Below are 26071 nucleotides of genomic sequence, written 5' to 3' on the forward strand. Positions count from 1 at the left end.
TGAACGTCCTTATTTGGGGGTGCCGAGGTAAATGACCGCCGAGGTGCCCGGTGTCAGCGGAATCAATGCGACATCGGGGGCAAGCGTTTTGCCCGATACCAATTCTTTCACCGGCTTCGATCTGACCGGCAGTTTCACCTCGAACCGCTTGTTGGCGGACGCGTTTACGGCCACAAGGTAGGGGCCATAGGTTAGCTGATAATAGTCCGCGCGACCGGCATAGGGATTGTCTTCGCCAACGACGTATTTCGAGTCTGCCGGCAGCTTAGCCACGGGATCTTGTTCACCCGCGGTCCAGACATCTCCATCGTCAGGGTATTTGACGGTGAAGCGCGTGCCATTGATATGGGGATTGTTGGGACGGGTATAGCTTAAGCCTGAGGGCTCGTATTCCTGCCGGTCAAGCACGACGGTAGCCAGACGATCAGTAGTGGGCGTAATGTAGTGCACGCGTCCGACGCCGCTGATGCCGTAGTTTGCCCGCCAATATAGGGAGGCATAAAAGATATCCGATCCGTTCTTCACCGCCACGACGGCGTTCTCTTCGTCGGTAAAGACGAAGTCGGGTTGATCTGCAGACATCGGCAGCTTGAAGGGTTGCGGCGCGACTTTGTTGATTTGCGCATATTCATCAACAACGTCGATCAGGCCGATGGTCGCGCGAAGGGTTTTCGCTTCCATCATGTGCTCGACGCTGGAGAAAAACTGGTTGTCCGCGATTTGCTGCTGAGCATAGGCCATCAGTCGGGGATCGCCGGTGGCGATAGCGACCTGCAAGGGCGACGACTCCCACGATGGACGCTGTCCGTAAATCACGTCGCCGGGAAAATACATGTCGCGCCAGCCAATCCCTGTTTCCAGGCGCATGGATTTGAAACCGTTTTCGTCGGCGTGCGGCACGCGGAAATAGGCGCGGGCCTGCGCTATTTTCACCAGTTGGTCGCGGATTTTCTTATCGCCCGGCTTGCCCTTGGCCGGACGGGTGGCGTCGTAAAGCGCGGCGACCCAGTCGAGCACCTCGCCATAACCGCCGACGTAACCCAGTTCCTTGGTGAGCCCCTTTTGGGTTGTCTCGTAATAATCCTTCGGCACCGAGAATTTGGCATCGCCTTCGGACGCGGCATAGGTCGGTTGACCGTTGCTGTCGAGGCTGCCGCTCCAGGGCAGGAGACCTATGGACTCGTAGAAGAAAGGCAAAAGCTTTGACCGTGGATCGGCGAGGGGGCTGCCGACAGCGATGAGGCCTTCGTTATTGTTCCAGATTCCATAAAGGTCCTTGATCATCGACTGGTTGGTGTAGAGTCGGCGGTTTTTCTTGTTCCACTCTCGGCTGTACAGGAACATCTCAGCATAGGCGTCACGACGCTTGATTTCCCGGCCGTCCGGTGCCGTCAGTGTCTCGTCCAGTTCTTTCTGGATGTGTGGTCCGGCGATCTTCAGAGCCTCGCCCAAAAGACCGAACCCAAACCAGCCGGGATTCGGCGTGTTCTTATCGTTGATGGCGATATCGGGATTGGCTTTATACTGCTCGTAATAGGCATCAGCGCCTTTAACGATCCCTATGAGACTTTCCGGCCGCAGATAGCCTTTCGTCCAGTGTGTATCGAAGGTCCGGGCGAGAAAAATGATTTCCATTTGATGCGGTGCGCGGCCCTTGAGGGCCCAAACCTTACCGACTTCGGTGTTGACCCGCGTCTTGACCTTGTCGATCACAGCGGCATCATTTTTGGGATTGAGGGGGAATTCTGAAGCGGCACCGTCATCGCCTCCGAACTTCACAAAAGGATCGGTGTGAACGACCAAGGCATAGAAGCCGCGACTGGGCTCAGTCATGGGCTTCTGAAACTTGGCAATGTCACCGCCGTAGCGCCAGATGGGCCCCGTCGCCCGGATCGAGCACGAAATACTGGCTTTGCCCGTCGTTAAGGCGAGGGGCAGTGTGTGAGTTACGTAATGAAAGTGACCGGGCTTGACCTTGCCATGGGTGCCCTGATCGAGAATGTCGATATCGCTCAATTGACGGTAGCCGACCTGCTTGCCATCGCAGTACAGCGTGGCGCGATTAGCCGAGTCGTCACCACCCCATAGTCTGACGCTGAGATAGTTCTGGCCAGTGCCGTCAACCTTTAACTTAAAGGCCGTTGAGCCGCCGCGCCATTCATCCGTGTTGGCGCTTCCAGGCTTCAGCGGTAGAAAGCGGCGCGCAGGTTGGTTCAAAGCGCCAACAATCGTATCGCTGGCCTCAGAGGTAAGGCCATGAGCGGTTTCGGACTTTGTGTCCCCGAAGATCAAAGTATCGACCGGCGTCGCCGCAAGCAGGGGTATAGGGGAAATGGTCAGTATAAGTGACAGCAGTGACGCCCCGGCGGGCAGGGTGTGGACAATCTTCATGGCATCCTCTCTGAGACCGCATTCGCCGTCGTTTTTGATATCGATAACACATAAATGAAATTGCAGCAGTGTTGTCAAGTTGGCTTGGTGCTCAGGCGAGGGCTTTTTGAACAAAATGAAATACAATCGATTGACAGGACGGCATAGGCGAAAAATTGATTTTAAACAGGTCGTTGGTGCGCTGCATTGGTCCGAAAATCTTTTTTGTCTATCACTTCCCTCACTTCCATTGGTTAATATTGGCTTTCCCGCGATGTTCAAATTCTTCCAATCAATGATATTGACGAATTCCCACTCTGTGATAACGTCAATATTTCTGATATCGATATCAGAATGTTTGGTGTCGTCGTGAGGCAGCTTGCGTCTTCAGCATCGAACCAGCAACAACAATACCGTCAATGCACGGGAGGAACTCATGAATCTCTCAATAACTGCCAAATGGCAGGCGTCTTCGCTCGCCCTGATTTTGGCGGCTGGTTTGGCTTTACCGGCTGCGGCCCAAACGGCCGATCCTACTCCCACGAGCGGCAGTGACGTGACTGACGTTGTCGTGACCGGTATCAGGGCATCGGCGCGGTCGTCGCTGGCAATCAAAAAGAACAGTCAGGAAATCGTCGATTCCATAACGGCGGAGGACATTGGCAAGCTGCCTGATCCGAACGTCTCTGAAACGCTCACGCGCATTCCCGGCGTTCAGGGTTATCGTTATGGCGGCGAGGGGGCTTCGCCCGTTGGTGCGGGGTCCGGCATCACAATCCGCGGTTTGTCGGGTCAGACGGCGTCGCAGATCAACAGCCGTGTGTTCTTTACGGCAGGCAGCCGTGAATTCAATATAGAATCCGCCATCCCCGGCATGGTGGCTGGCATTGACGTGTATAAGAACCCTTCGGCCGAACATATCGAAGGCGGTATCGGGGGGCTGGTCAATGTGCGCACGCGCAACCCCAGCGACTTCAAGGGTAAAACATTCTCGTTCGGTGTAACCGCCAAATATAACGATCTGGCGCAAAAGACCGAACCTGAAATCTTCGGGCTTGCCGCCAATCGCTTCGATCTCGCTAATGGTGGCCGTATCGGGGTCATGCTGGCCGGGGTGTATCAGAAGAGCGTCGGACGGTCCGACAACAACCCCGCGAACGGCGGGCCGAACTTCAAGCGAATGATCCGTGCCGACAGTGCCGAATATTCGACTCTGGCGGCGGCCAACACCAGCAATAGCTTTGCTCAGGCCCGTTCGGAATATGTCGGCCGCAGCGACGTCTGGCTTCTTGCCAATGTCACAGCGAACAATAACGTACCGGTCACGACCGGGCTGACCTCGGCCCAGATCAGCAACATCATCGTGGCGCCGGCCCTGACGAGCAACGTCTTCCAGGAAACCATCATCCGTGAACGCAAGGGGCTGAATTTTGCGGCGGATTACCGTGTCAACGATAGCCTGCGTTTCTATACCGAATTCAACTACTTGTATTATCTCTATAATCAGAATTATCGCGGACTGAACTCGGTCGATGGCGGCAATGTTCAGAACGTGCAGACGGCGGCCTTCAATTACGATGAAGCCCTCGCCAATCGAAATATCAACGGCGGCACGAACGATGTATTGGCGTCACAGCGTCTGGTGTCGGGGCAATTTCTTCGCTCGACGGTCAACACGATCGGTGGCGACGAGCACCGGCCGTATGAAACCTGGACCGCGGCGGCAGGGGTCGAATGGAGCCCCTCTGAAAAGCTCGATCTGAAAGCGGATTTCGCTTACATCAAGTCCGATCAGACGCAGGATAACCGCTCGGTTAACTTGGACTCGGCGGCGGGTCTGACCTGGACCGTCGGGCGCGTCGCGGATGGCGAACCGCATCAGCTTACCTTCTCGGGCCCCAGTCTGTCTGATCCGACCAATTTCGTCCTGCGCGATTATGCCAATGGCACCAATCAGGTGTGGGACGACAAGGGCTACGCTGTCGCCCTCAGTGGCGTGTATCATGTCGGCGACGGTTATCTGAAGCGCGTAAAGTTCGGTACGCGTTACGCCTATCAGGAAAGCCTCTATAAGAGCTTCAGCTTCACCGGGCGCAATCTCACGACCGATGGTCTGGCGCGGACGGCCAACTTCTCGAACGCTCTGAGTGCCGCGGCCTATGCGGATATGCTGGAGCGCGCGCCGAGCAATTTCATGGGTGGCGAAGCTGGTTATGCCGGTGGGTACGTGGTGTTCTCGCCCAACGCTCTTTTGGGAAATCAGGTGCGCCAGCGTTTTCCCAATGCCGGCATTCTGGCGGAAGGCAGCTATGCCGAAAGTCTGACGGCGCGCCGCTATATCGATGAGAATACGCTCGCGGCTTACGTCGTGGCCGAATTCGCCGACCCGTCCGACAGATTGCGCGGCAATATTGGCGTCCGTTACGTGAAAACCGAAGGCAATGCCATCGCTAAGGTCACTGATACCACCACGACCCCGGCGACGATCCGGGACGTGACGCGCGGGACCTCATACGACAATGTGCTGCCGTCGTTAAATCTCAGCTACGATCTTACCGGAGATAACGACTTCCTGCTGCGCTTCGGCTACGGTCGCGGCATGACACGCGCAGGGTTGGCCGACCTCAACCCGAGTATCACGGTGAATCAGACCGGCGGTACGGCGACGCAAGGCAACCCGGATTTGAAGCCGCAGATTGCCGATAGTATCGATGTCTCGCTGGAGCGTTATTTCAGCGGCACCAACTATCTTTCGCTAGCGCTATTCAACAAGAATATCGATGGATTCTTCACCGGCATTACCACCTGTCAGACCGTCGCGACGGCTCCGGCCTATACGGGCACGATCGCCAACAGCTGTACCGGCGGCCAGTATCTGGTGACGCGTAACGTCAATTCGCAAAAGGGATATGTGCGCGGGCTGGAATTGGCCGGGCAATATTTCTTCGACAAGATGGATAGCGCCTGGCGGAATGTCGGCGTATCTGGCTCCTATACCTATGTCGATACGTCGAATCCGGTGAACTTCGGAACGGCTGCGGCTCCGGTTATTGTCGATACCCAGCAGCCCATGCAGTCCCAGCATAACTATACCCTGGCGGCCATGTATGACGATTCCAAGCTGTCAGCGCGCCTCGTTTACACCTGGCGCTCGGAATCGATCCTGTTCAATGCCATCGCCAATCCCATCGACGGTCGCATGATCCAGGCTTACGGTATTCTTGATGCCTCGGTGAACTATGAACTGAGCGATCTGGTGACAATCTCTTTCAACGCCTCGAACCTGACGGATCAGGGCCTTAATCGGTTTGTCGGCGAACCAGGGGACTTTGAGACCGGCATCGAGCGCCAGCATTTTAAGAACGGCCGTAACTATGCCATCAGCCTGCGTTACAAGTTCGGAGGTTGATCGAAAGCAAAAGAGGTAACGATAACAAAAATTTGGTTTAAAAACAGGTTTCGGTAAGCTGTCGCGTTGATTTTGTGTCTCTGGCCAACAAATCGACTGGCGTGCGAGCGTGTTTAAATTGTAAATAAAATCAATTAGATTGTAAAAATTATAACCACCTTGCGCTGAGCGAGGTGGTTTATTTTTATATTGATATCGATATCAGAAAATGCTACTAAATCAAGCAGGCCAACCGGATTCTTCTCCGCATTTGCCTTTGAAACGGCCATTTGGCAGTTTTCCTTTTTTCGATCGAGCCTCCTCGATTGTCGGCGTCTGATCGACTCCCTCATCAGGCGTTCCCTGTTAGACTTTACGGGCTGCTACAAAGGCGTAGCGGCCTTTTTTTTGTCAGTCAGACGGTTTTTGGGCAACGGCCAAGCCCGACATTGCTTCATATCTTTTTCAGCACATAATGGCTTAAGGCGCCCTCCGTGTCTTGATATCGATATCAGATCGTGTAGTCTTCCTGAAAATCATACAAATGAGGAAATGCGGGATGAGGTTCGGAGCGATGCGGCTCTGTGTGGCGCTATGGGCGCTGAGTGTAGTCAGTGCGGCTGCGAGCGAGCTACCGGAAATGGTTGCTGTGCCTGGCGGTACATTCGAAATGGGGTCCGAAAAGGGAGAGCCGGGCCGCGAAGGTGATGAAGCGCCACGGCGTCGGGTAACAATTCGACCGTTTTACGTTTCCAAGTACGAGATCACCGAAGCGCAGTGGGGCGCCTGTGTCGCAGCGCAGGTCTGTAAGCCCTTGCGTCAAAGTCAGGGGCCCGACTATCCCGTCTGGGACCTGCGCTGGAAGGAGGCTGAAGCCTATATCAACTGGCTGTCGGTAAAAACGGCGCAGACCTATCGCTTTCTCAGTGAGGCGGAGTGGGAATACGCGGCGCGCGCCGGGGCTAAAGGTCTATATGCGACCGGTGACACGATCACCAAAAGTGACGCCAATTATGCCGCGTCCGGATACGGGGGTGTGCGCCCGGTCGGGCAGTACAAACCTAACGCGTACGGGCTTTACGACATGCATGGCAATGCCTGGGAATGGGTGGCCGACTGCTATCGGGAGTCCGGATATTATCAGGCCCCATCGGACGGTAGCGCAGTGACGGGCGAGTGCCAGATGCACGTTTTACGTGGGGGCGCCTACGATACGCGGCCGGAACAACTACGCATGGCGTACCGTTATCGTGCGCAATTCGGTGGTGCCGGTGTCGGCCTTCGCGTTGCCAGAGAGCCATAAGGAAACATCGACATGAAAGCTTTCTGGGTTTCGCTCGCGCTAATAGTGGCGCCAATAACCGTCGCCGTGGCCGCTGAAACAGCGATCCGGCCGGGGGCGATCTGGCCGGACGACAAGGGTGTTCATATCAATGCGCATGGCGGCGGCGTGTTGTTGCATGACGGCGTCTATTACTGGTTCGGCGAACACAAGATCGGCGGGGATGCCGGCAATCGGGCGCATATCGGGGTGCATGTCTACAGTTCGCGCCATCTGACAAACTGGAAAGATGAAGGTATCGCCCTTTCGGTCGTTGATGATCCGATGAGTGATATTGTCAAAGGTTCGGTGATTGAGCGGCCAAAGGTCATCTATAACAAAAAGACCAGGAAGTTCGTGATGTGGTTCCATCTCGAACTGAAGGGTCTGGGCTATAAATCTGCCCGGGCCGGTGTCGCTGTGGCCGATAAGGTCACCGGACCCTACGTCTATCAGGGTTCGTTCAGGCCCAATGCGGGCGTGTGGCCCGTCAACTTGTCCGAGGCCGACAAAGATCCGGCCAAAACCGTGGTCGCCCGCGATTTTGAGACCGGGCAGATGGCGCGCGATATGACGCTGTTCGTCGATGACGACGGTAAGGCCTACCATCTCTATGCGTCCGAAGAAAACCACACGATGCATATCTCGCAACTGAGCGAAGACTATCTGCGCCCGGCGGGAAAATACGCCCGAATGATGCCGATGGGCGATGACGAAGCCCCGGCGATCTTCAAGCGCAATGGCAGGTATTATCTCCTCACATCCGGGCTGACGGGCTGGGCACCCAATCCGGCCAAGTCTTATGTTGCCGATCACATTTTTGGTCCCTGGAAAGCCTTGGGCAACCCTGTGCGCGGCACGCCCGAGCAAGCGGCCGTCACCTTCGGCGGGCAGTCGACCTTCGTACTGCCGTATAGGGGCCGTTTCATCTTCATGGGCGACATCTGGCGACCGAAGGACGCCATCGACGGGCGCTATTTTTGGCTGCCGATTGAATGGGAAAATGAAAAACCGGTGATCCGCTGGCGCGATCAGTGGACACTGAAAGATCTGGAGGGACTGAAATGACACCGAGCCGACGCGATATTGTTGCCTTGACCGCGGCGGGAGCCGCTACGGCCAGCGCCTCTACGGCTCTGTCCGCTACCGCAAAATCGAAGGCCGCCGCCGTCTACGTGATCGTTTCGCCGGATAAGCGCCTGAAGGTGACGCTGGATGCGTCAGGTGCGATCCCTAAGTGGAGCGCTACCTATGACGGTAAGGTGGTGCAGCTGCCGTCGTCTGTCGGCCTGTGGCTTGCCGAGGGGCGTCTGCTGGGGGAGGGCGCAAAAGGTCTTGGCGCAACGACGAAGGTCTATACCGGGTCATGGACGCCGGTGTTCGGACAGTCGTCGAACTACGATGAGGCGTCTCAGGAACTGACGGCGCATTTCGAAGATGTAAAATCCGGCATACGCTTCGACATCATCCTGCGGGTGTTCAACGGTGCCGCGGCCTTGCGCTATGTGTTTGTAAGTGCGCCGAAAACCAAGACGCTGAAGCTGATGGGAGAGCGCACGCAATATCGCTTTCCCGACACGGCAAGGCTTTATACCAGCCGTGATGAAGGTGACATTCACGTCTCGTCTCAGGACAAGGTCGCGCCGCTGGAACACCCCGATCTGACGATCTCGTCGGACAAGGTGCCCTTTGCCGACTTTCCGGTGACGGTTGATGTAGGGAATGGAACCTACGCTTTTCTCGCCGAGTCCGATCGTCTGCACTATCCGCGGGGGACCGTGCGCTCTCACGACAAGGGGGGGCTTGTCACCTACCTTATGCGCTATCCCGGGCGCGCCACCGGATGGGGCGGCGAGGACGAAACACCTGAAGAAGCCGAGTTCACGATTGATGCCGGTCAGAAAACGCCATGGCGTGTTCTGCTGGTCGCTGATAGCGCCAAAGGGCTTATCGAGCGTCACCCTATCGTGCCTACGCTGGCAACGCCGAACCAGCTTGGCGACGTTTCTTGGGTGAAGCCCGGCACGGCCTTCCGCATTATGAAGCCTTACGGAACCGACGCCTCGCTTAAGGCGGTCGACTTCGCCGAACAACACCGGATCAGATATGTCCTGTTCGACGCGCACTGGTACGGCGACGGGACGGATGCGTCCGAGCCAACGGTGCCGATCAAGGTCCTCGATCTTCAGCGCGTCATCGATTACGCCAAAACGAGAAACATCGGTGTTCTTCTCTATATTGACCGCGTGGCGGTGACCCGCGCGCTTGATGACATGTGCAAGCTCTATCAAAAATGGGGCGTGGCGGGCGTCAAGCTGGGCTTCATGTGGGAGGGGCGTCAGTCCGACGTCGACTTCATTTACAAGGTCGTCAAGGCTTTTGGTGAGCATGGCATGGTTGTCAATCTGCACGACAACCTGCGTCCGGCCGGTCTGGAGCGAACCCTGCCTAACTACCTGACGCTGGAAGGCGTCAAGGGCAATGAACAGTTTCCGGCGGCGCGCCACCACGTCAATCTCGCCTATACGCGCCCCATCGCCGGACCCATCGACTACACCATCTGCTACGCACAGGAGCGTAACCAGACGACCAATGCGCATCAGCTTGCTCTGGCCGTGACCTGCTATAGCCCGCTGACCGTCGTCTACTGGTACGACAAGCCGGAGAAATATGCCGATAAGCCGTGGCCCGAGTTGAAGTGGTTCGATGATTGCCCGACAACCTGGGATGACACGAAGGCTATTGCCGGGGAGTTGGGCGAATATGTGATTATTGCCCGGCGTAAGGGCAGCGACTGGTATCTGGGCGCGATCACCAACGAAATGGAGCGTCGGCTGGAACTGGACCTGTCGTTCCTTGGGCAGGGAAACTGGACAGCCACGCGCTATATGGATGGCAATCTCAGCCGTCCGGCGAACAAGACGCCGGTCAAGATCGAAAAAGTAGCTGTCACCCCGGCATCACGGCTTAAGCTGCAATTAAACGCGGCAGGCGGCCAGGCCATTCGCTTCACTAAGGCGTAAGCAGGTTTTTTAAATGTCTATGAAACCCTATATCGTCGCTTTGACAGTTGGATTACTGGCACCATGGGTTGCCGCCGCGGCCGAACCGCCCCTGGTCAAGCCGGATACGCAGATGTCGGCGGGTATCTGGACCCCGGATCAGGGCGACGGCACCTATATCAACCCGGTGCTTCAGGGGGATTATTCTGATCCGGATGTCGTGCGGGTGGGCGATGACTATTATCTGACGGCGTCCAGTTTCACCAACGTGCCGGGCTTGCCGATCCTGCATTCAAAAGATCTGGTGAACTGGACGCTCATCGGTCATGCGCTTGAACGCAATGTTCCGGACGCGCATCACGCGGTGTCGCGACGCGGGGGTGGTGTATGGGCGCCTGCCATCCGCCATCACGATGGCAAGTTCATGATCTACTATCCCGATCCGGATTTCGGGATATTCCTCGTCACGGCCACTGATCCCAAAGGGCCGTGGACCAGGCCAGTGATGGTCGATAACACAAAAGGCGCCATCGATCCGGCGCCGTTCTGGGATGAGGATGGTCAGGGGTATCTGGCGCTGGCCTTTGCTGGGTCACGTGCGGGTTTTAGCAACGTCATCCTTGTTAAGAAACTGACGGACGACGGAACGAAAACGGTCGATCAGGGCGTACGGGTCATCGAAGCCGACAATCTTCCCAAGGTTAAAACCTCTCAGGGGCTGATGCCGTGGTTCACGACGGAAGGCCCAAAGCTCTATAAACGTGATGGCTGGTACTACATCTTTGCCCCGGCCGGTTCCGTCAAAGGTGGATGGCAGGGCGTATTCCGATCGAAGTCGATCTATGGTCCCTATGAAGGGCGTAGTGTGATCGACCAAGGGGCGACTGACATCAACGGACCGCATCAGGGGGCCTGGGTGGACACGCCGACCCAAAACGGAAAGCCGGGCGAGGACTGGTTCCTCCACTTTCAGGATACGGATTCATATGGTCGCCGTGTCATGTTGCAACCGATGTCGTGGGGTAAGGATGGCTGGCCGATTATCGGTGAACGTCAAAAGGGTCAGACCTTTGGTCAGCCCGTATGGCGGCATAAAAAACCGGGGGTGACGCCTCAGCCGGTCAGCGCGCCAGTGGTCGAGGACGACTTTACCCATGGCTATCATCAGGGCTGGCAATGGAGTGCCAATCCTGCGGAAGACTGGGTGGATCGGTCGGTAGCGGGTAAGCTGCGACTCAAATCGGTGTCTTCTTCGGTCAATTTGTGGGAAGCGGGCAACCTGCTGACGCAAAAGCTGCCGGGCATGAGGTTCAGTGCTACGACACAGCTCAGCCTGACGCCCAATCTGGCGGGCGAGCGGGCAGGGCTATTGGTGCTGGGTTATGATTACGGCTGGATCGGGCTTGAGAGCACGAGCGATGGCATCAGGCTGGTTCAGGTTACCCGGCCGCGCGCCAATATCGGTGGCGCTGAAACGGTGCTTACGGTACCGGTTAAGGTGACGGGCCCGGTATGGGTGCGGGCGCAATTTGCCCCGATGACCGTCGCTGATCCTGCGCCGAATTTTCCGAATTACTGGCCATCGATGCTACGCTCGACCCATGCCCGGGTGACGTTCAGTTACAGCCTGGATGGTGTGAGCTTCACACCCGTCGGAACAGGCTTTATGACGCAGCCTGGTAGGTGGGTAGGCACGCAGATCGGCGTATTTGCTCAGGCGGCATCGGGGACACCGGCTTTTGCCGCGACACGGGTGGGCTATGCCGAATTTGACGCCTTTGAAATCGGGCAATGATCGGGTTGCCACTGGTGCAAATACCTGTTCTAATTCTGCAAATGGCTGAATCGCGTAGGCAATACTATGAAACAACGACGCGAGAGCGATAACACTTCGTCCGTGACGATACATGAGGTAGCAAAACACGCTGGCGTTTCGTCAATGACGGTGTCCCGCGTGATCAATAAGAATGTGCCCGTTCGTGAGAAGTTGCGTACCAAGGTGCTGGAATCGATCAAGGCGCTGAACTACATACCCAATATCGCCGCGCGGTCCACGCGCTCGGGCGATTCCGGAATTCGGATCGGGATACTGTATTCGCACCCCTCGGCTTCCTATCTGAATGAAATTATGCTCGGCGGTCTTGAGCAGGCCTCCAAACTCGGGACGCAGGTGCTTCTGGAAAAATGTGGGGGGCTTCAATCGCAGAAGACCGCAGTGAGCCGTCTGGTTGAAGCTGGCGTCGATGGCGTCATTCTGCCGCCTCCGTTGTGCGATTCAGCGCCGACGGTTCAGATGCTGACGCGCGAGGGGATTCCGGTTCTGGCGCTGGCGACGGCGCGACCGCTGCCGATGGTCTCGGCGGTGCGCATCGACGATTTTGAGGGGGCGCTTGCCCTGACCCGGCACCTGACCAAGCTTGGCCACAAACGCATTGGCTTCATCAAAGGCGATCCTTCGCACACCCCCACCGAAGTACGGTATGAAGGGTTTTTGCAGGGGCTCGATGAAGCTGATCTGCCGTTGCTGGATGACCTGGTGGTTCAGGGTATGTTTACCTACAAGTCCGGCCTGGAAGCCGGGCGAAAATTACTGGATCGCGAGGACCGTCCGACCGCGATTTTCGCCTCGAACGATGACATGGCGGCGGGGGTCATGGCGGTGGCGCATGGTATGGGTATCCATATTCCGGAGCAGCTCAGCATTTGCGGCTTCGATGATACGCCGGTTGCCTCGACCATCTGGCCGCAACTGACGACCGTCCATCAGCCGATCGTCGCTATGGGGAAAAGCGCCATCGCGACGATCGTCGAGAAAATCAAAGAGGCGCGAACGTCAGGTCAGATGGGTAAGCCTAAGCGTCAGTTGATGAAGTTCACCCTGATGGACCGGGAATCGACGGGACCGGCGCCGCATCGTGACTAAGGCCAATCGCTAATAGTTCGTGACGTGTGCGCGGTATCAAATGTCGATAGAGGCATGTCATATATTCCTGATATCGATAACATAAATAGATGGCATTGATAATCTGAGATTCTTTTCTGTTAATCAATGCCTTGATTAAGGCTTGGGTGGGGTCCGTGTTATGCGGCGCCCTCATCTGTAATGCCTTGAGGCTTGATCATGATATCGATATCAGATATTGTGCCGTCATTGATTTGAAGCGCCCACTTAAGGGTGCCGGCTGTGACGCAAGGGAAGAGCATAGTGACAATCACCACGCTGACGCCAGTGGGCGCGCCGCCGACGCCTGACGAGCTTATTGAACTGAGTGAGGGCGCGCCAAACGTACTTGAAGGGCACTGGCCTGACCGCAGATTTCACGCCGTAAATCGCCTTGAACTGCACATTTATAAAGCCTGTGGTGAGGCGAGGGCGCGTGCTTTGGTATATCCCGGCGGCGGTTATCTGGACCTTGTCCATGACAAGGAGGGCATCGAGGTTGCCCAATGGCTGGCGGGTCTTGGTATTGACGCCTATGTGATCACGCATCGTCTTCCGGGCACCACTGATGCGCGCTCGGGGAATATCCATCCCCATGATATCGCCTTGCAGGATGGTCTTACCTGCCTTGACTATCTAAGCGCCCTGCCTTCATTGCCGCTTTTCCATTTCGGTCTGTCGTCCGGCGGTCATCTGGCCGGCGTTATGGCGTGCCAAAATCATTCGATAAGGCCTGCCGGTCTTTTGATGGGTTATGCACCTATCAACGCCAATCACCGGAAATATAAGGCGCCGGCGGGTAAGCCTGACTATCCGCCTGTTCAGAAACAAGATTTCTATGACGCCTGGCCTATCGGGATCGCTGGCGAGGGCCACGGGGTACCGAAGGTGCCGGCATTTCTCGTCTATGCTTTGCACGACCAGCCTGTTCCCATCGACCACGCCCTGAACTTCGTGAAGGCCATCCACTCGGTGGGCGGCGATGTCGAATTTCATCTCTTCCCGCAAGCTCCCCACGGCTTCGCTTTGCGCGATCTTGATGGAACGCACGATCAGTGGCCGGAATTAGCGACGCGCTGGTTCGATCGCATTATCAACGCTTAGATTTATTTCAGGATTTAGGATGTCAGTTTTGGACACCTCGCTTCGTTCGAAGCAAGCTCAGCTTCGCCAATGGCTGTTCGACAGTGCCCTGCCGATCTGGTGCGATGCCGGTCTCGATAAGCAAAAGGGCGGTGTGTACGAAACGCTGAACCTCGACGGTACACCGGCCGACGTCAACCGCCGCACCCGCGTCGCGGCGCGTCAGGTCTATGCCTACGCGCTGGCGCAGAACATGGGCTATCAGGGCGACACGGATTCGGTCATCGACGCGGGGCTTGACTGGCTGTCGGGACCGGCCGCCGCGCCGGGCGGTCTGGTCTATGCCGTGTTGGCGCCGAACGGCGACGTGGTGAAGGGCGAGTTCGACTTCTACGACCACGCCTTTGCACTGCTAGGGTATGCTTCGGCGTTTAAGGTACGCCCGGACGACAAGTCGCTGGAAGACAAGGCGCTCAAGATCCGCGACACGCTGCTGACGACCTACAAGCACCCCGTGCGCGGGTTTGAGGAAGCCAATCCGCGCACCCTGCCGCTGAAGACAAACCCGCATATGCACATGTTCGAGGCCTCACTGGCGTGGATCGAGGCCGGCGGCGACAGCGTCTGGAAAGACATCGCCGCCGAGATCGCTGCCCTGTGTCTCGACAAATTCCTGCACCCGGAAAACGGGTCTTTGCGCGAATATTTCGACGGCGACTGGAACCCGCTCGAAGGTGAGATGGGCCGCATCATCGAGCCAGGCCATCAGTTCGAATGGGCGTGGCTGCTGGTCCGCTGGGCGCAGATTTCGGGCGACGATAAATTCATCGCGCCGGCCAAGCGTCTGGTCGAAATCGCCGAGGACTTCGGCACCGATCACGATCGCAACGTCACGGTGTTCGAACTGTGGGACGACTTTTCGCCGAAGGACAAGAAGGCGCGCCTGTGGGCCCAGACCGAGCGCATGAAGGCCTATGTGGCCCTGCAATCCATCGCCGCCACGCCGGAAGAAAAGGCGGGCTATGTCGAGACCCTGATCAAGGCCGCCGAAGGGCTTGAGCTTTATCTGTCGACCGACATCACAGGGCTTTATCTCGACAAGATGAACCCCGACGGCTCGTTCGTCGTGGAGCCGGCCCCGGCGTCGAGCCTCTATCATATCATCTGCGGCATAGATGAAATGCTCAGCGTATCGCTCCAGTTACCAAATGAATGTGATATGTCGCTTTTAAAAGCCATCTCGGATCTTAAATCCATCGCAAACGTCGATGCCAAGACGCCCATCGTGGCCAAGTTCGAATACGAAGCCGACCGTCTGGGGCAGCAGTCCCTGTCTATAGCCGGTCTCTATGTCGACGTGTCGAAGCAGTCATGGTCGCAGGAAGGGTTCGAAGCCGCGCTCGGTCTGTTCGAAACCGCCGGCCTGAACGCTGCGCGCGAGAAGATGTGGACCGGTCAGGCGATCAACGTCTCCGAAGATCGCGCCGTGCTGCACGTGGCGCTGCGCGACTCCGACAGCGAGAACGCCCGCCTGCGTGGGGCGGAAATCGCGTCTGACGTCAAAACCGCCCGCGACGCCATGAGATCTTACGCCAACGCCATCCGTGCGGGCGAGATCACCGGCGCGACCGGCAAGCCGTTCAGGACGATCCTGCACATCGGCATCGGCGGTTCGGACCTCGGCCCACGTCTCGTCTGGCAGGCGCTGGCGCCGCTCAAGCCGCAGATCGACATCCGCTTCGTCGCCAATGTCGACGGTTCGGAACTGGCCATCGCCACCGCCGATCTCGACCCGGCAGAAACGCTGGTCATCGCCGTGTCGAAGACCTTCACGACGCAGGAAACCCTGGCCAACTTCCTCGGCGCGCGCGACTGGATCATCAAGGGCCTCGGTGAGGCGGCGGCTGCCAAACACCTCGCCGCCGTTTCTGCCGCGCCCTCCAAGACCTCCGCCTACGGCATCCCAGAAGACCGCGTCTTCGGTTTCAAGGACTGGGTCGGCGGCCGTTATTCGCTGTGGTCGGCGGTGTCGCTGTCGGTCATCATCGCCGGCGGGTACGAGGTCTATGAACGCCTCCTGTCGGGCGCGCATGGGATGGATCAGCACTTCCTGACCGCGCCCGCGGCACAGAACGCTCCGCTGCTGCTGGCCGCTGCGCAGGTCTTCAACCGCATCGCGCTCGACCGTCCGGCGCGCGCGGTCATTCCATACGCCCACCGCCTGCGCCGCCTCGCCGCCTTCCTGCAACAGCTTGAGATGGAATCGAACGGCAAGCGCACCGACGGCTATGGCAACCATCTGCCGACGAAGACCTGTCCGATCGTTTTCGGCGACGAAGGCACCAACGCCCAGCACGCCTTCTTCCAGATGCTGCACCAGTCGGAAGACATCGTGCCGCTGGAGCTGATCGCGGTGAAATCGAACCCTGAGGCGCCACTCGACATGCAACAAAAACTGCTGTCGAACGTCATCGCGCAGGGCGAGGCCTTCATGGTCGGCAAGTCGCTGGAAACCTCGGAAGCCGAATGCCGGAGCTTAGGCTTCGATGACGAAAAGACCGCCATCATCGCGCCGCAGAAGGTCTGCCCCGGCAACAAGCCGTCGACCCTCGTCCTCCTCGATGCCCTGACGCCGGAAACGCTGGGCGCGCTGCTGGCATTGTATGAGCACAAGACCTTCGCCGAGGGCATCGTCATGGGTCTCAACAGCTTCGATCAGTGGGGCGTGGAACTGGGCAAGACCCTGGCCACCAGTGTGCTGAAAGACATCACGGGCCCCGCCATCGCCGCGCACGATCCGTCCACCACGGCGGCCGTCGAAAAGGTGAAGCAGCAGGGTCACGGACCCTGCACCTGTTAATCGGAGCGTCTCAGCCCTACGTCCATCTGTGAATGATATCGATATCTAACGTGTTTGCACCTCAAGCCCGTCCTTACGGTGAAATGCGTTGGTGGAATGAGGCGGCAAATGGTTGGGTGGGTTGAGAACGCATTTCAACGGGTAGAATAGCGGTCTGAAATTCAAAATATGTCAATATACGCAGGGAATTACGAGCCCACAAAGGTTGCTATGCAATCATAGATGTGGTGGTGAGGAGGGCTGAAATGACAGACTTTAATGCCGCGTGATGAGGTGTGTGGCAAATTAGAAACGCGAATGAAGGATATACAGGTTTTAGGGGCGGCGTGTTGACAGATTTGATTCAATTCTGATATCGATATCAGAACACCTGAGCACCAAAGCTTGGGATGTAGATTCTTGGCGTCGGCGTCATCTATGAAGCGTGGCGGTCAAGTTGCTCAATAAGGTGTCGGGCAATAAAGTCCGACGGGAGGAAGCGATGATGAAGAAAAATGCCCGTCAGGGGCAGCGTATGGCTATGCACGTTTCGATGATTGCTTTGGCGACGGCCATGGGGATCACGGGCATCGCGTCGGCGCAGACCGCTGAGCCAAAAGCCGAGGCACCCGCCGACAAGCCGGCCGACGCGCCTGCAGGTGACATTGAGACGGTCATCGTGACCGGCGTCATGGCCAATACCAAAGCCAAAAAAGCGAACGTTTCCTATTCCGTTCTGACGGAAGACGACATGTCGAAATTTACGCCGATCAGTGCGGATGACATGTTGCGCGACATCCCGGGTGTCGTGGTCGAGTCGAACGACGGCGTGGCGCGTAATGAAGTCTTCACGCGCGGCATGACCATCGGCACGGGTGCAAATACCTCGGGCTATTTCTGGACGACGATTCTGGAAGACGGCCTTCCCGTGGTGCCCTTCAAGTTCAGCGGTTTCCAGGACGGCTATTTCTTCCGAGCCGACAGCTCCGTCAGCCGTGTCGAGTCGGTTCGTGGCGGTTCTTCCGCGACGGCGGTAACGACCTCGGTCGGTGCCACGTTCAACTACATTACGGGCAAAATTCGTCCCGGCGCCGAGATCAAGACCCGCATCGGTTTTGAGGGGGAAGACCTGCACCTCTCCTGGAAAGAAGTCGACGGGTATTATGGCTGGATGAATAAGGCCGGAGACTTCGGCTATAGCCTGAGTGCCTTCTATCGCCGCTCCAATGGGCAGGTGAATCCGGGCTGGGACCTGAACCATGGTGGCCAGGTCAAGCTCAACCTGTATAAAAAATATGAAACCGACACCGGCAGCGGCTCGTTCAATGTGGTGTTCAAGCATCTTGACGACACGAACGCCGAGCTGACGACCTTCCAGCAACCGACCTACGGCTATCAGGATCCTGAGCCGATCGACGGCTTTCCCCGTGACGTCAACCTGTTCATGAACGGCAGCAAGCAGACCGTTCCCAACTTCCGTGACTCGGGCACGCATTCTCTCAACCCTTCGGAAGGCTATCGTTACCAGCAGGACGCGGTATGGATGAAATGGGACCACAAGACCGCCGGTGCCTGGAGCTATCAGGGCGCGTTGCGATTCAACTTCACGCGTTATGATGGCCAGTCCTACAAGCCCCAGAGCCTCGCATCGTTGGGCTCCGCCACGGCGACGGCCGAGCGTTACGGACTGAACATCAACCTGCTGAACCGGACACCGGGCTATTACGAATATTACGACAATACGGGCACCCTTCGCGCGCGGGTAGCCAACAACGTGGCCGGCTCGCAACTGGGCACCAACTACCGCACCAATGCCGCGTGCCCAAGAGTAACCAACGCGACGACGCCGGGTTATTGTCTCGTTATGAACACCCTGCCAAACCGCAATATCGACGTGCGTGGTGGAACGGTTTTCGCCAGCGACGGTACGGGCCGCTCCTCAAACTACCCGACGGAATCCCTGACGCAGGACCTCGTTCTGCTCACCCGGGCCGAAGACAACGAGCGCGGTTCGGATGACATCATGGGGAACTTCACGGCCACCTACACGGCCGATACCTTCAGTGTCAGCACGGGTCTCTACATTTCCAAATCGGAACAATATAACGACAACTGGGCCAATGGCACGGGGGTCTCGGCCTGGGCCGACGGGCAGGTGGAAAATCTGAACGTCCGATACGTCACCAATACCGGCACGACCTATCAACTTACTGACGCTGGCGGGTGGGGCAACTACGGGACAGGCCTGTTCACCACGGTCTTCCAAAAGGCCCGTATCGTTGAAGTGTCGCCCTTTATCGGCCTGAGCTGGTCCCCGAACGAGAAGTGGGACTTCAACGCCAGCTTCAAGTATCAGCACTATACCGCCAAGACCTATTCCGAGACCTACGATCAGCGTAACGCCGGCGCGGCGTCGCTGACCAACGGCGGTCTCGATGGCAATCCTCTGACGGTCTACGACAACGTCTATAACGTCCTGAATCCCACAAAGGTCATCAACGCCGAAAAGGGGGTCGAGAACCGCAATTACAGCGTCTCGGTGGGTTACAATATTGACCCGAAGAACAAGGTCTATTACCGTTATACCGACGGGCGTCAGCCGGCAGCCGGTATCATCAACCGCTATTCCACGGTTGCCACCCTGGTACGTCCTCTGGGGCCAACGGGTTACGTGAAAGGCCACGAACTGGCCTACACCTTCGGGGATCGTGACTTCAACGGTCAGGTGACGCTGTTCTATCAGAACTTCGCGATCAACGACTATCCGACGGCTGTCGACAAGGACAATGTCAGCACCTACCTGCTACCCGTCAATTTCAACACCTATTTCACCCGCGGCGTTGAATCTTGGTTCAAGTGGAAAATTACTCGCAACTTGTCCTGGGATGCTTCTGTAACCTATTTGAACGGACGGACTAGCGAAGCGTACACCTGGCTGAATATCACCGGCAATAGTTTGGGTGCCGACGATGACGCGGTACGCGTCGACTCCGGTATTCTACCTCGATCCCCGAAGTGGACGGTCAGCAACACGCTGTCGTACAAGTGGGACGATTTCCGCTTCAACCTGCGCCATCGCTGGATGGATGAGCGTAAGCTCAACGCCAATGCGCTCGATACTCGCTGGTTGCCGACCCAGGACAATCTCGATCTGTCGATCCAGTATGATGGCCTTAAGGGCACGCGGATCATGCTCGATGTCCGCAATGTGCTGGATACCCAGTATATTTCCGCCTACGACACCATGATCACAACGGGGCTGACGAACGGCGTGCAACTTTATGACGTCGTAGAGCAGTTGCCGGAATCGGGCTTCCTGCTGAAACGCAATGCGCCGCGTTCGGCCTGGTTGACCGTGCAGTACAAGTTCTGACTATCAGGCGCTTGACGGCAGAGAGGGCGGCTACGGAAACGTAGCCGCCCTCTTTTCGTTCGACCGGTCCAATACGCTAAATCTGAAGGCACAAGACAGGGCCCCGATGCCTGTTACGCCAGCAGAGTTGGGAATTGGTGTGGTGCCCAAGATATGGCTGGAATCAGGTCTGGCTGCCCAGAGCTTGTGGGCCGTAGGGGCGGAAACGATAAAAGGCCGGAGCCCCATCTCAGATACTCCGGCCTTGATACTGAATAAGCCCGGCTAAACGGCCGGGCTCATCTGGGTCGGACGTTCGCCTAGCCCGTGTAAGACCCGTTTCCGACGATGGCGCACTTTTCCCAGTCGGGGCGGTTCGCCGCCAGACGGCAGGGCAATGCCTTAGCAATCTGGCGGCGATCGGGCGTTATGACCGCCATATATCCACGCTTATTTTCGCAGGCGATTTCGACCGTGAGGTCTTGGTCCGCTGTGGCACCGACATAGCGGATTTCGCTCACGACGCAGTCGGCCTTAAAGGCAGTGCTTTCCGCGACCAGATCTTCAACGCGCTTCTTTTGCAAGGTGACGGGGAAGAACCGGCATTCGAGTTTTCTGAGGAACGCCGTGAAGCAATCGGTCAAATCTGCTTTTGAGGTGCTGGCTGCTGTCGGGAGATAGCCTACCAGACCATATGGATTTTCCTGACATTTGATCTCGACCAGATCCCGGCCGGTCGGTGCATCGTTCCCTATGACGCGAACCTCGAGAGCCGTGCAGATTTTGCCAGCCTTTTGGAGCGCCGCATTTGTCGTGGCAAGGCGCGCTTTTGCGGTATTATTTGTGGCCTTGTCAGTGACGGTAGACAAATTGGCGGCCGCTATGCCTCCGTACTGGCATTTTGCACCATAGGGTTCGGCGTCCTTGCAATTTATCGCCGAGCCAAACTGATCGAAGTCGTCGGTGACGAGGACGAAGTTCACGTTACTCGCGCACAGAATTTCATAATAGAGTTTGTCCTTCGATCCGCCCATGAAGCGGGCGTTGCTGGGCACGCAGCCCTTTGATCCTTTGTCCGCCAGCAGTTTGAAGTTGTTGATCGTGCCCTTTTCATCGGTGCGGGTGCATTTCACCGAACCCGAGGCGGCGCGCAGACAGCTTTGGTAGGCCAGGGGTTTGGTCTGCTCGGACGTCGTACCGGGCGGTGGCAAGGTGTAGAATCCCGAGCCGCCACTCAGGCCACCCTTACATGCCACCTCATAGACGATATCGACCTTGCTGGGCGCGCGACCGATATAGGAGACGCCGTGCACGTCACATGTGGGAAAGAGCGGCTTGATCCAAACATCCAGCCACTTGTGGGCATGTTTATTCAGAGGCAATTGGCATCCGGGTGCGGCCTTGTTGGCTTTGCGTTCGAAGTCGGCCTGATAACAATCGATGGCATCGACGATTTTCCCCTGACTATTGACCCGGAGGATGGCACCCCTTTTGTTCTGGCAGGCGATCTCATAAATTTGCAGGCTCTGCTTCTTCCCGTCGATTTCCGTCATGGGCTTTGGGCCCTGCAACGCATCGGCCAGATCACAAGGATATTGATTGTCGGTCAGAATTTTTGGGGCTTCGTTCCGTCCCTTCACATTCAAGAGGTGATCGACCATGTTTTGTGCCAGCGCGGGTGCCGGGGCAGAGGCTATGAGCGCCACCAAGCTCAAGGCCAGGCTTATTACTTTCAAAAACGGTAACATAAAAAGTCCTCCCTAAAGTGTTTGGCGCAAGTTATCATAAAAGTTATCGATAACAAAGTTGCGGGTCTTCGGACGCGAGAAAATTGCCACAATATGCTAATTGTTAAGCGTAATACTAAATGGTATCGATATCAGAATAGGATTGAGATTGCGCGGGGAGGGGTTAGGTCTCATCCTCAAGTCAAGAGAAAAACGACAGGACGAAACGCATGTTGAAATCGAAACGCTACGCGGTGGCATGGCCCTTCGCTGCTCTGATGCTGGGACTTGTTCCATTTACGTCCGGCGTTCAGGCAGAGCCCGTGGCTGTTCAGATCATCGACCGTAAATTGACGGTTCGATCCGGCGGTGTGCATCTGGCCTTTTCGGATGAGGCCTTGCGATCCTTCAAGGCCCGGATCGCGGCTAATCCCGAGGTCGCGCAGCAATGGCAACGTGTCAAGGCAGACGCGGATCGTCAGATCGCCGCGCCGATCAGGGAAATCGTCAAGGATGGCCGTCGTTTGCCTGATGGTTTGGAGTCGATCGTCCTGGCCTATCGGATGACCGGCGATGGTCGGTACGCCGCAAAACTGCACGATATACTGAAGGCGTTTTGCGCTCAGGCCAATCTGGTGACCGATGCGCCGCTCCTGCAACGCGACCCCGTGTGGAACTCCGATCTGGGTATGGGGTTTTCGGGCGAAATGTTCGGTCTGATCTATGACTCCATTCGTGACACCTTGACGCCTGCCGAACGCAGGGTCCTGACGTCGGGCTATCTGGAGAAGCTCGCCACGCCGGTATTCAACGACTGGATCGATGGTCGCAGACGTATTCATACGCTTGACACCATGGGGCATAACTGGTGGGCACATATCGTGTTCGGCACGGGTGTGGGTCTGGTCGCGATTTCGCGTGACGATGCGCGAGCCATGCCCTATTTAACGCGTCTGGAAACGGCAGGCACCGAATGGTGGGACTATAAGGGCAGCCGTATCGAGACGAAGATTCCAACCTTCGACCAGGACGGCGGCAATCTGGAAAGCGTCAATTACGCGGAGCTGGCTGTCGGCACCTATCTCGAATTTCGTCTGGCCTGGCAGGAGATGTTCAACGAAAAGCCGGCCGATGCGCCGTTGCTGGAGACGTCGGTCGATTTCCTGCTCCACAATGCCTATCCGGCCAATGGCAAGTTGCTGCACGTCAATTTCGGCGACGGCAATATCGATAAAAACTATTCGCGGGCTGCGGCCAATCTCTGGCTCAGCGGGCGGCCGCGCGAAGATTATCTCTGGTATATGACGGCCTCGGCCGGTGCGGAGAAAAGCGAAGATATACGTTATCAGCCGCGGTATCTCGTCAACATCCCTTTGCCGTCTGAAAAAGGCGGGAAGGGGCAGCGCCCGAACTTGCCCTTAAGCGCCTGGTATCGCGGCATAGGCTGGGCGACACTGCGCAGTTCATGGGACGATAATGCGACCTTTCTGGCCGTCCGATCGGGCTTTACCTGGAACCACTCTCATGCCGATGCCGGTTCCTTTATTTTGTTCCATAAGGGCAAGCCGCTCCTGATCGATTCGGGAAATTCATCCTATGGCCGCAAGGAATACGATGACTATTACCGCCAGACTGCCGCGCACAATGTCGCGACATTCAATGGCAAAGCCGAGCCCGCCGAAGACACCTATATCGGATCTCACAACAGCGGTTCCATCCCGAACCTGTTAGACGGCGCTGGCATAAAGTACGTCTTTGCCGATGCAACGGGCCCGACCTCAGCCTATTTCGCGCGGAATTTCCGTCACTTTCTGTGGGTCGATGACGTCATACTGGTCTATGACGACCTCAAGGCGCGCGAACCCGGTCAATTTGCCTTCCAACTGCATACGGAGGGCGAGACCAAACGGCAGGGGCAAAATCTCGTCGTGAAGAACGGGGACGCCAGTGTACAGGTTCGTCCGCTATTCCCTGCGCCATTCCCGGATGCGGGCTTGCCGACGGACTATCCGGAGAATATGCGGCTGCGCGAGTTACAGGGCTATGCGGATCACGCACCCGACACGCGCACTACATACTACGCCTTCGAACCGGCGGAGAAATCCGAGCGCCAGAAAATCCTCACTGCCATTATCCCTCAGAGTGAAGGGCCGGCGCCGAAGATCGAGCGCTTAACAGGGATGGATATGATCGGCGCTCGCATTCAACGGGGCGATCGCGTCACCGAGGTCTATATCAACCTGAAGGCCGACGGCAGTATCAAGCATCGCAATGCCACGGCAACGCTGATGGGATGGGAGACCGATGCCTACATGGTCGCGATCACCTATAAGGTCGGTGCAACGCCATCGCCTGACGCAATCGAGCGCCTCTTCGTTGCCGATGGCAGTTACCTGCGCAAAGGTGATAGCCTTCTGCTCGACAGCTTGTCGAAGCGCTTTCTGATCGCCGACTATAAGGCTGAACCTAAATTCTGGGTCCAGGGGCAAACGGACGCCGAACTGGGGCTGTGGTTGCCCAGGGTTGGCAAAACGATCGAGGTCAATGGTGCGGCTGTGCCAGTGGCGGGGAATAGTCGCTTCGTCCGGCTGCGCTGTTGCGCCCCACAATAGGAGTTTCCTATGACGCCCGATTACAAAATGCAGGTCGTCGCTCCGTTTAGCCCGATCATCATGAAGGCCGAAGCACCTTTGTCCGTGGTGACCGCACTGAACCAGCGTATCGACCGGATCGTTGCAGAAAAAAGCGAACGGCAAAGCCGGGAATGGGGGCAACATCTGGCCGGCAATTTGTCTGCCGAAGTGCGGATGACCGACATCATCCGTGCCATGCCGGACCTGACCGATTTTCTTTATGACGTCGCGCGTACCTATACGTACCGGTGCGAGAATGTGCTTCTAAATTACAGCGGCTACGACGACACGGAAGAGCTGAAAGACAAGAAGCTGGAAATCCAGATCAAGGAAGGCTGGGCCAATGACATGGTCGCTGGCGACTTCAACCCCGTCCATTACCATCAGGGCTGCGTCTATAGCTGTGTTCTGTTCCTCAAGGTGCCTGATGACTACGAGGCTGAGTTCCAGGCTGAAAAACATCGGCAGAACAGTGTGGGGTGCCTGCAATTCATTGACAGCCGCACCGCCGTCGGTGCCAAGAACCTTTTCATGGTGAAGCCTGTGGTCAGAGACTTCTATCTCTGGCCGTCATGGATGCTTCACTGCGTCTACCCATTCCGTGGGGCCGGCATTCGGCGCAGCATGAGTGTCAATTTGGCCGTCCTCTAGGCCGACTACCGCATTTGGCCCTAAGGCGACATTGGCGATATCGCGTTGATCGCAAAAAGCGGACCTAGTCACGGTGAGCCTATCCGCAACGATCCTTATTCGGATGGCCGGCTCACCTTCTTCGCGGGGCTCGATGGCTTGCCTATCGAGCTTTACAAATATCAGGCGCGACAGGGTTTGATGAATTTCGATTTCTCGAAGTTTTTCACATGTTTTGTAGCACGGTTGATTGCAAATTCTACCGATTGGTAGCAGCCTAAAGCGATGCACGCCTGAGAGGAGGCGTTGCGCTCCTTCACGGAACAGCCAATGCCCGAAGCCCCTGGCGCAGAACAGATAGACATATTTTTTGCTAAGTCGCTAGAAATTGCGCGACAGCGAGGGTTTCCCAGCGGCAATGTGGACGAGACAGTCTATTCGAATGGGGCCGGAGAATTGTGGGCGGCCTTCACGAACTTGGAGGCCGCAGCGGTACCGCGCCGATGGAATGCTTTTGGAGTTTACGACCCGAAACGCCAAGCGCAGATGATCACCGTAGAGGTGAATACCCCAACGAATTCTAGTTCCGCTCAGGTCGCCGGTTTCTTCGCCAAGGATGCGGCCAGCGGCGAGATTTACCTTATGCATGATGGGAGCGTCGGCGGCGGCAAGGGCCGTCGTGTCAACGGCCTGTTCGGCGGTTCCATGCGTGCGCGCTGTGGCGGCCAGCACCAGGCCTTGTAGGATTTCGAGGTGGAAGACTTCTAGTCCCGACCTTTTCGGAT

The 26071-nt window shown here is 57.0% G+C and carries 15 protein-coding genes and 1 pseudogene; 13 read left to right on the forward strand and 3 right to left on the reverse strand.

The window, feature by feature from the left end; all coding sequences use genetic code 11:
• Nucleotides 1–9 precede the first annotated feature (9 nt).
• Nucleotides 10–2469: a hypothetical protein gene (locus tag AEYBE204_RS30355; protein ID WP_155908356.1), complete on the reverse strand. Its 2460-nt coding sequence runs from the start codon at nucleotides 2467–2469 to the stop codon at nucleotides 10–12.
• 457 nt (nucleotides 2470–2926) lie between these two features.
• Here AEYBE204_RS30355 and AEYBE204_RS30360 point away from each other — a divergent pair, with 457 nt between their 5' ends.
• The gene (locus AEYBE204_RS30360) at nucleotides 2927–5779 is read left to right on the forward strand and encodes a TonB-dependent receptor (RefSeq protein ID WP_052019408.1); all 2853 of its coding nucleotides are present in this window, start codon (nucleotides 2927–2929) and stop codon (nucleotides 5777–5779) included.
• 134 nt (nucleotides 5780–5913) lie between these two features.
• Here the strand turns inward: AEYBE204_RS30360 and AEYBE204_RS40980 are convergent, their stop codons facing one another.
• Nucleotides 5914–6048: a hypothetical protein gene (locus AEYBE204_RS40980; protein ID WP_023462290.1), complete on the reverse strand. Its 135-nt coding sequence runs from the start codon at nucleotides 6046–6048 to the stop codon at nucleotides 5914–5916.
• 350 nt (nucleotides 6049–6398) lie between these two features.
• On the opposite strand from AEYBE204_RS40980, the gene AEYBE204_RS30365 reads away from it, so the two are divergent.
• The 9 genes and pseudogenes from AEYBE204_RS30365 to AEYBE204_RS30395 all read left to right on the forward strand — a co-directional run bounded on the left by AEYBE204_RS30365 (nucleotide 6399) and on the right by AEYBE204_RS30395 (nucleotide 20317).
• Entirely contained in the window at nucleotides 6399–7061 is a 663-nt protein-coding gene (locus AEYBE204_RS30365; RefSeq protein ID WP_162148402.1) for a formylglycine-generating enzyme family protein, read from the forward strand.
• A gap of 12 nt (nucleotides 7062–7073) precedes the next feature.
• Nucleotides 7074–8147, forward strand: a complete 1074-nt coding sequence (locus tag AEYBE204_RS30370) for a glycoside hydrolase family 43 protein (RefSeq protein WP_023462292.1) — start codon at nucleotides 7074–7076, stop codon at nucleotides 8145–8147.
• On the forward strand, nucleotides 8144–10102 hold the full coding sequence (locus AEYBE204_RS30375; RefSeq protein ID WP_023462293.1) for a glycoside hydrolase family 97 protein: 1959 nt from the start codon (nucleotides 8144–8146) through the stop codon (nucleotides 10100–10102). Before AEYBE204_RS30370 ends, AEYBE204_RS30375 begins: the two co-directional genes overlap by 4 nt.
• A gap of 13 nt (nucleotides 10103–10115) precedes the next feature.
• Nucleotides 10116–11876, forward strand: coding sequence for a glycoside hydrolase 43 family protein (locus tag AEYBE204_RS30380; protein ID WP_031230553.1), 1761 nt, complete (start codon nucleotides 10116–10118; stop codon nucleotides 11874–11876).
• A 66-nt stretch (nucleotides 11877–11942) separates the two neighbouring features.
• Nucleotides 11943–13004, forward strand: a complete 1062-nt coding sequence (locus AEYBE204_RS30385) for a LacI family DNA-binding transcriptional regulator (protein WP_031230554.1) — start codon at nucleotides 11943–11945, stop codon at nucleotides 13002–13004.
• A gap of 282 nt (nucleotides 13005–13286) precedes the next feature.
• Nucleotides 13287–14126 carry an alpha/beta hydrolase gene (locus tag AEYBE204_RS30390; RefSeq protein ID WP_235068160.1) on the forward strand — a complete coding sequence of 280 codons (840 nt, stop codon included), beginning with the start codon at nucleotides 13287–13289 and terminating at the stop codon, nucleotides 14124–14126.
• A gap of 19 nt (nucleotides 14127–14145) precedes the next feature.
• Nucleotides 14146–15261, forward strand: a pseudogene (locus AEYBE204_RS0120280) (AGE family epimerase/isomerase); the annotation flags it as partial.
• A gap of 63 nt (nucleotides 15262–15324) precedes the next feature.
• The gene (gene pgi, locus AEYBE204_RS0120285; protein WP_031230625.1) at nucleotides 15325–16965 is read left to right on the forward strand and encodes a glucose-6-phosphate isomerase; all 1641 of its coding nucleotides are present in this window, start codon (nucleotides 15325–15327) and stop codon (nucleotides 16963–16965) included.
• A gap of 481 nt (nucleotides 16966–17446) precedes the next feature.
• The gene (locus tag AEYBE204_RS30395) at nucleotides 17447–20317 is read left to right on the forward strand and encodes a TonB-dependent receptor plug domain-containing protein (RefSeq protein ID WP_081724650.1); all 2871 of its coding nucleotides are present in this window, start codon (nucleotides 17447–17449) and stop codon (nucleotides 20315–20317) included.
• 299 nt (nucleotides 20318–20616) lie between these two features.
• Here the strand turns inward: AEYBE204_RS30395 and AEYBE204_RS30400 are convergent, their stop codons facing one another.
• On the reverse strand, nucleotides 20617–22044 hold the full coding sequence (locus AEYBE204_RS30400; RefSeq protein WP_155908358.1) for a hypothetical protein: 1428 nt from the start codon (nucleotides 22042–22044) through the stop codon (nucleotides 20617–20619).
• 209 nt (nucleotides 22045–22253) lie between these two features.
• Here AEYBE204_RS30400 and AEYBE204_RS30405 point away from each other — a divergent pair, with 209 nt between their 5' ends.
• From AEYBE204_RS30405 to AEYBE204_RS30415, 3 genes are all read left to right on the forward strand, one after another.
• The gene (locus AEYBE204_RS30405; protein ID WP_023462301.1) at nucleotides 22254–24635 is read left to right on the forward strand and encodes a heparinase II/III-family protein; all 2382 of its coding nucleotides are present in this window, start codon (nucleotides 22254–22256) and stop codon (nucleotides 24633–24635) included.
• A gap of 9 nt (nucleotides 24636–24644) precedes the next feature.
• Nucleotides 24645–25307: a putative 2OG-Fe(II) oxygenase gene (locus AEYBE204_RS30410; protein WP_023462302.1), complete on the forward strand. Its 663-nt coding sequence runs from the start codon at nucleotides 24645–24647 to the stop codon at nucleotides 25305–25307.
• A gap of 309 nt (nucleotides 25308–25616) precedes the next feature.
• Entirely contained in the window at nucleotides 25617–26030 is a 414-nt protein-coding gene (locus AEYBE204_RS30415) for a hypothetical protein (protein ID WP_023462303.1), read from the forward strand.
• The last annotated feature ends 41 nt before the right edge of the window (nucleotides 26031–26071 follow it).

This window comes from Asticcacaulis sp. YBE204 (genome assembly GCF_000495855.1).
Classification (GTDB): Bacteria; Pseudomonadota; Alphaproteobacteria; order Caulobacterales; family Caulobacteraceae; genus Asticcacaulis.

Bases quoted from the DNA above. Each gene is read 5' to 3' on its own strand.
- AEYBE204_RS40980 (WP_023462290.1), bottom strand. From the start codon at position 6,048: ATGGCCGTTTCAAAGGCAAATGCGGAGAAGAATCCGGTTGGCCTGCTT.
- AEYBE204_RS30365 (WP_162148402.1), top strand. From the start codon at position 6,399: ATGGTTGCTGTGCCTGGCGGTACATTCGAAATGGGGTCCGAAAAGGGA.
- AEYBE204_RS30370 (WP_023462292.1), top strand. From the start codon at position 7,074: ATGAAAGCTTTCTGGGTTTCGCTCGCGCTAATAGTGGCGCCAATAACC.
- AEYBE204_RS30375 (WP_023462293.1), top strand. From the start codon at position 8,144: ATGACACCGAGCCGACGCGATATTGTTGCCTTGACCGCGGCGGGAGCC.
- AEYBE204_RS30380 (WP_031230553.1), top strand. From the start codon at position 10,116: ATGTCTATGAAACCCTATATCGTCGCTTTGACAGTTGGATTACTGGCA.
- AEYBE204_RS30385 (WP_031230554.1), top strand. From the start codon at position 11,943: ATGAAACAACGACGCGAGAGCGATAACACTTCGTCCGTGACGATACAT.
- pgi (WP_031230625.1), top strand. From the start codon at position 15,325: ATGTCGCTTTTAAAAGCCATCTCGGATCTTAAATCCATCGCAAACGTC.
- AEYBE204_RS30395 (WP_081724650.1), top strand. From the start codon at position 17,447: ATGATGAAGAAAAATGCCCGTCAGGGGCAGCGTATGGCTATGCACGTT.
- AEYBE204_RS30400 (WP_155908358.1), bottom strand. From the start codon at position 22,044: ATGTTACCGTTTTTGAAAGTAATAAGCCTGGCCTTGAGCTTGGTGGCG.
- AEYBE204_RS30405 (WP_023462301.1), top strand. From the start codon at position 22,254: ATGTTGAAATCGAAACGCTACGCGGTGGCATGGCCCTTCGCTGCTCTG.
- AEYBE204_RS30410 (WP_023462302.1), top strand. From the start codon at position 24,645: ATGACGCCCGATTACAAAATGCAGGTCGTCGCTCCGTTTAGCCCGATC.
- AEYBE204_RS30415 (WP_023462303.1), top strand. From the start codon at position 25,617: ATGCCCGAAGCCCCTGGCGCAGAACAGATAGACATATTTTTTGCTAAG.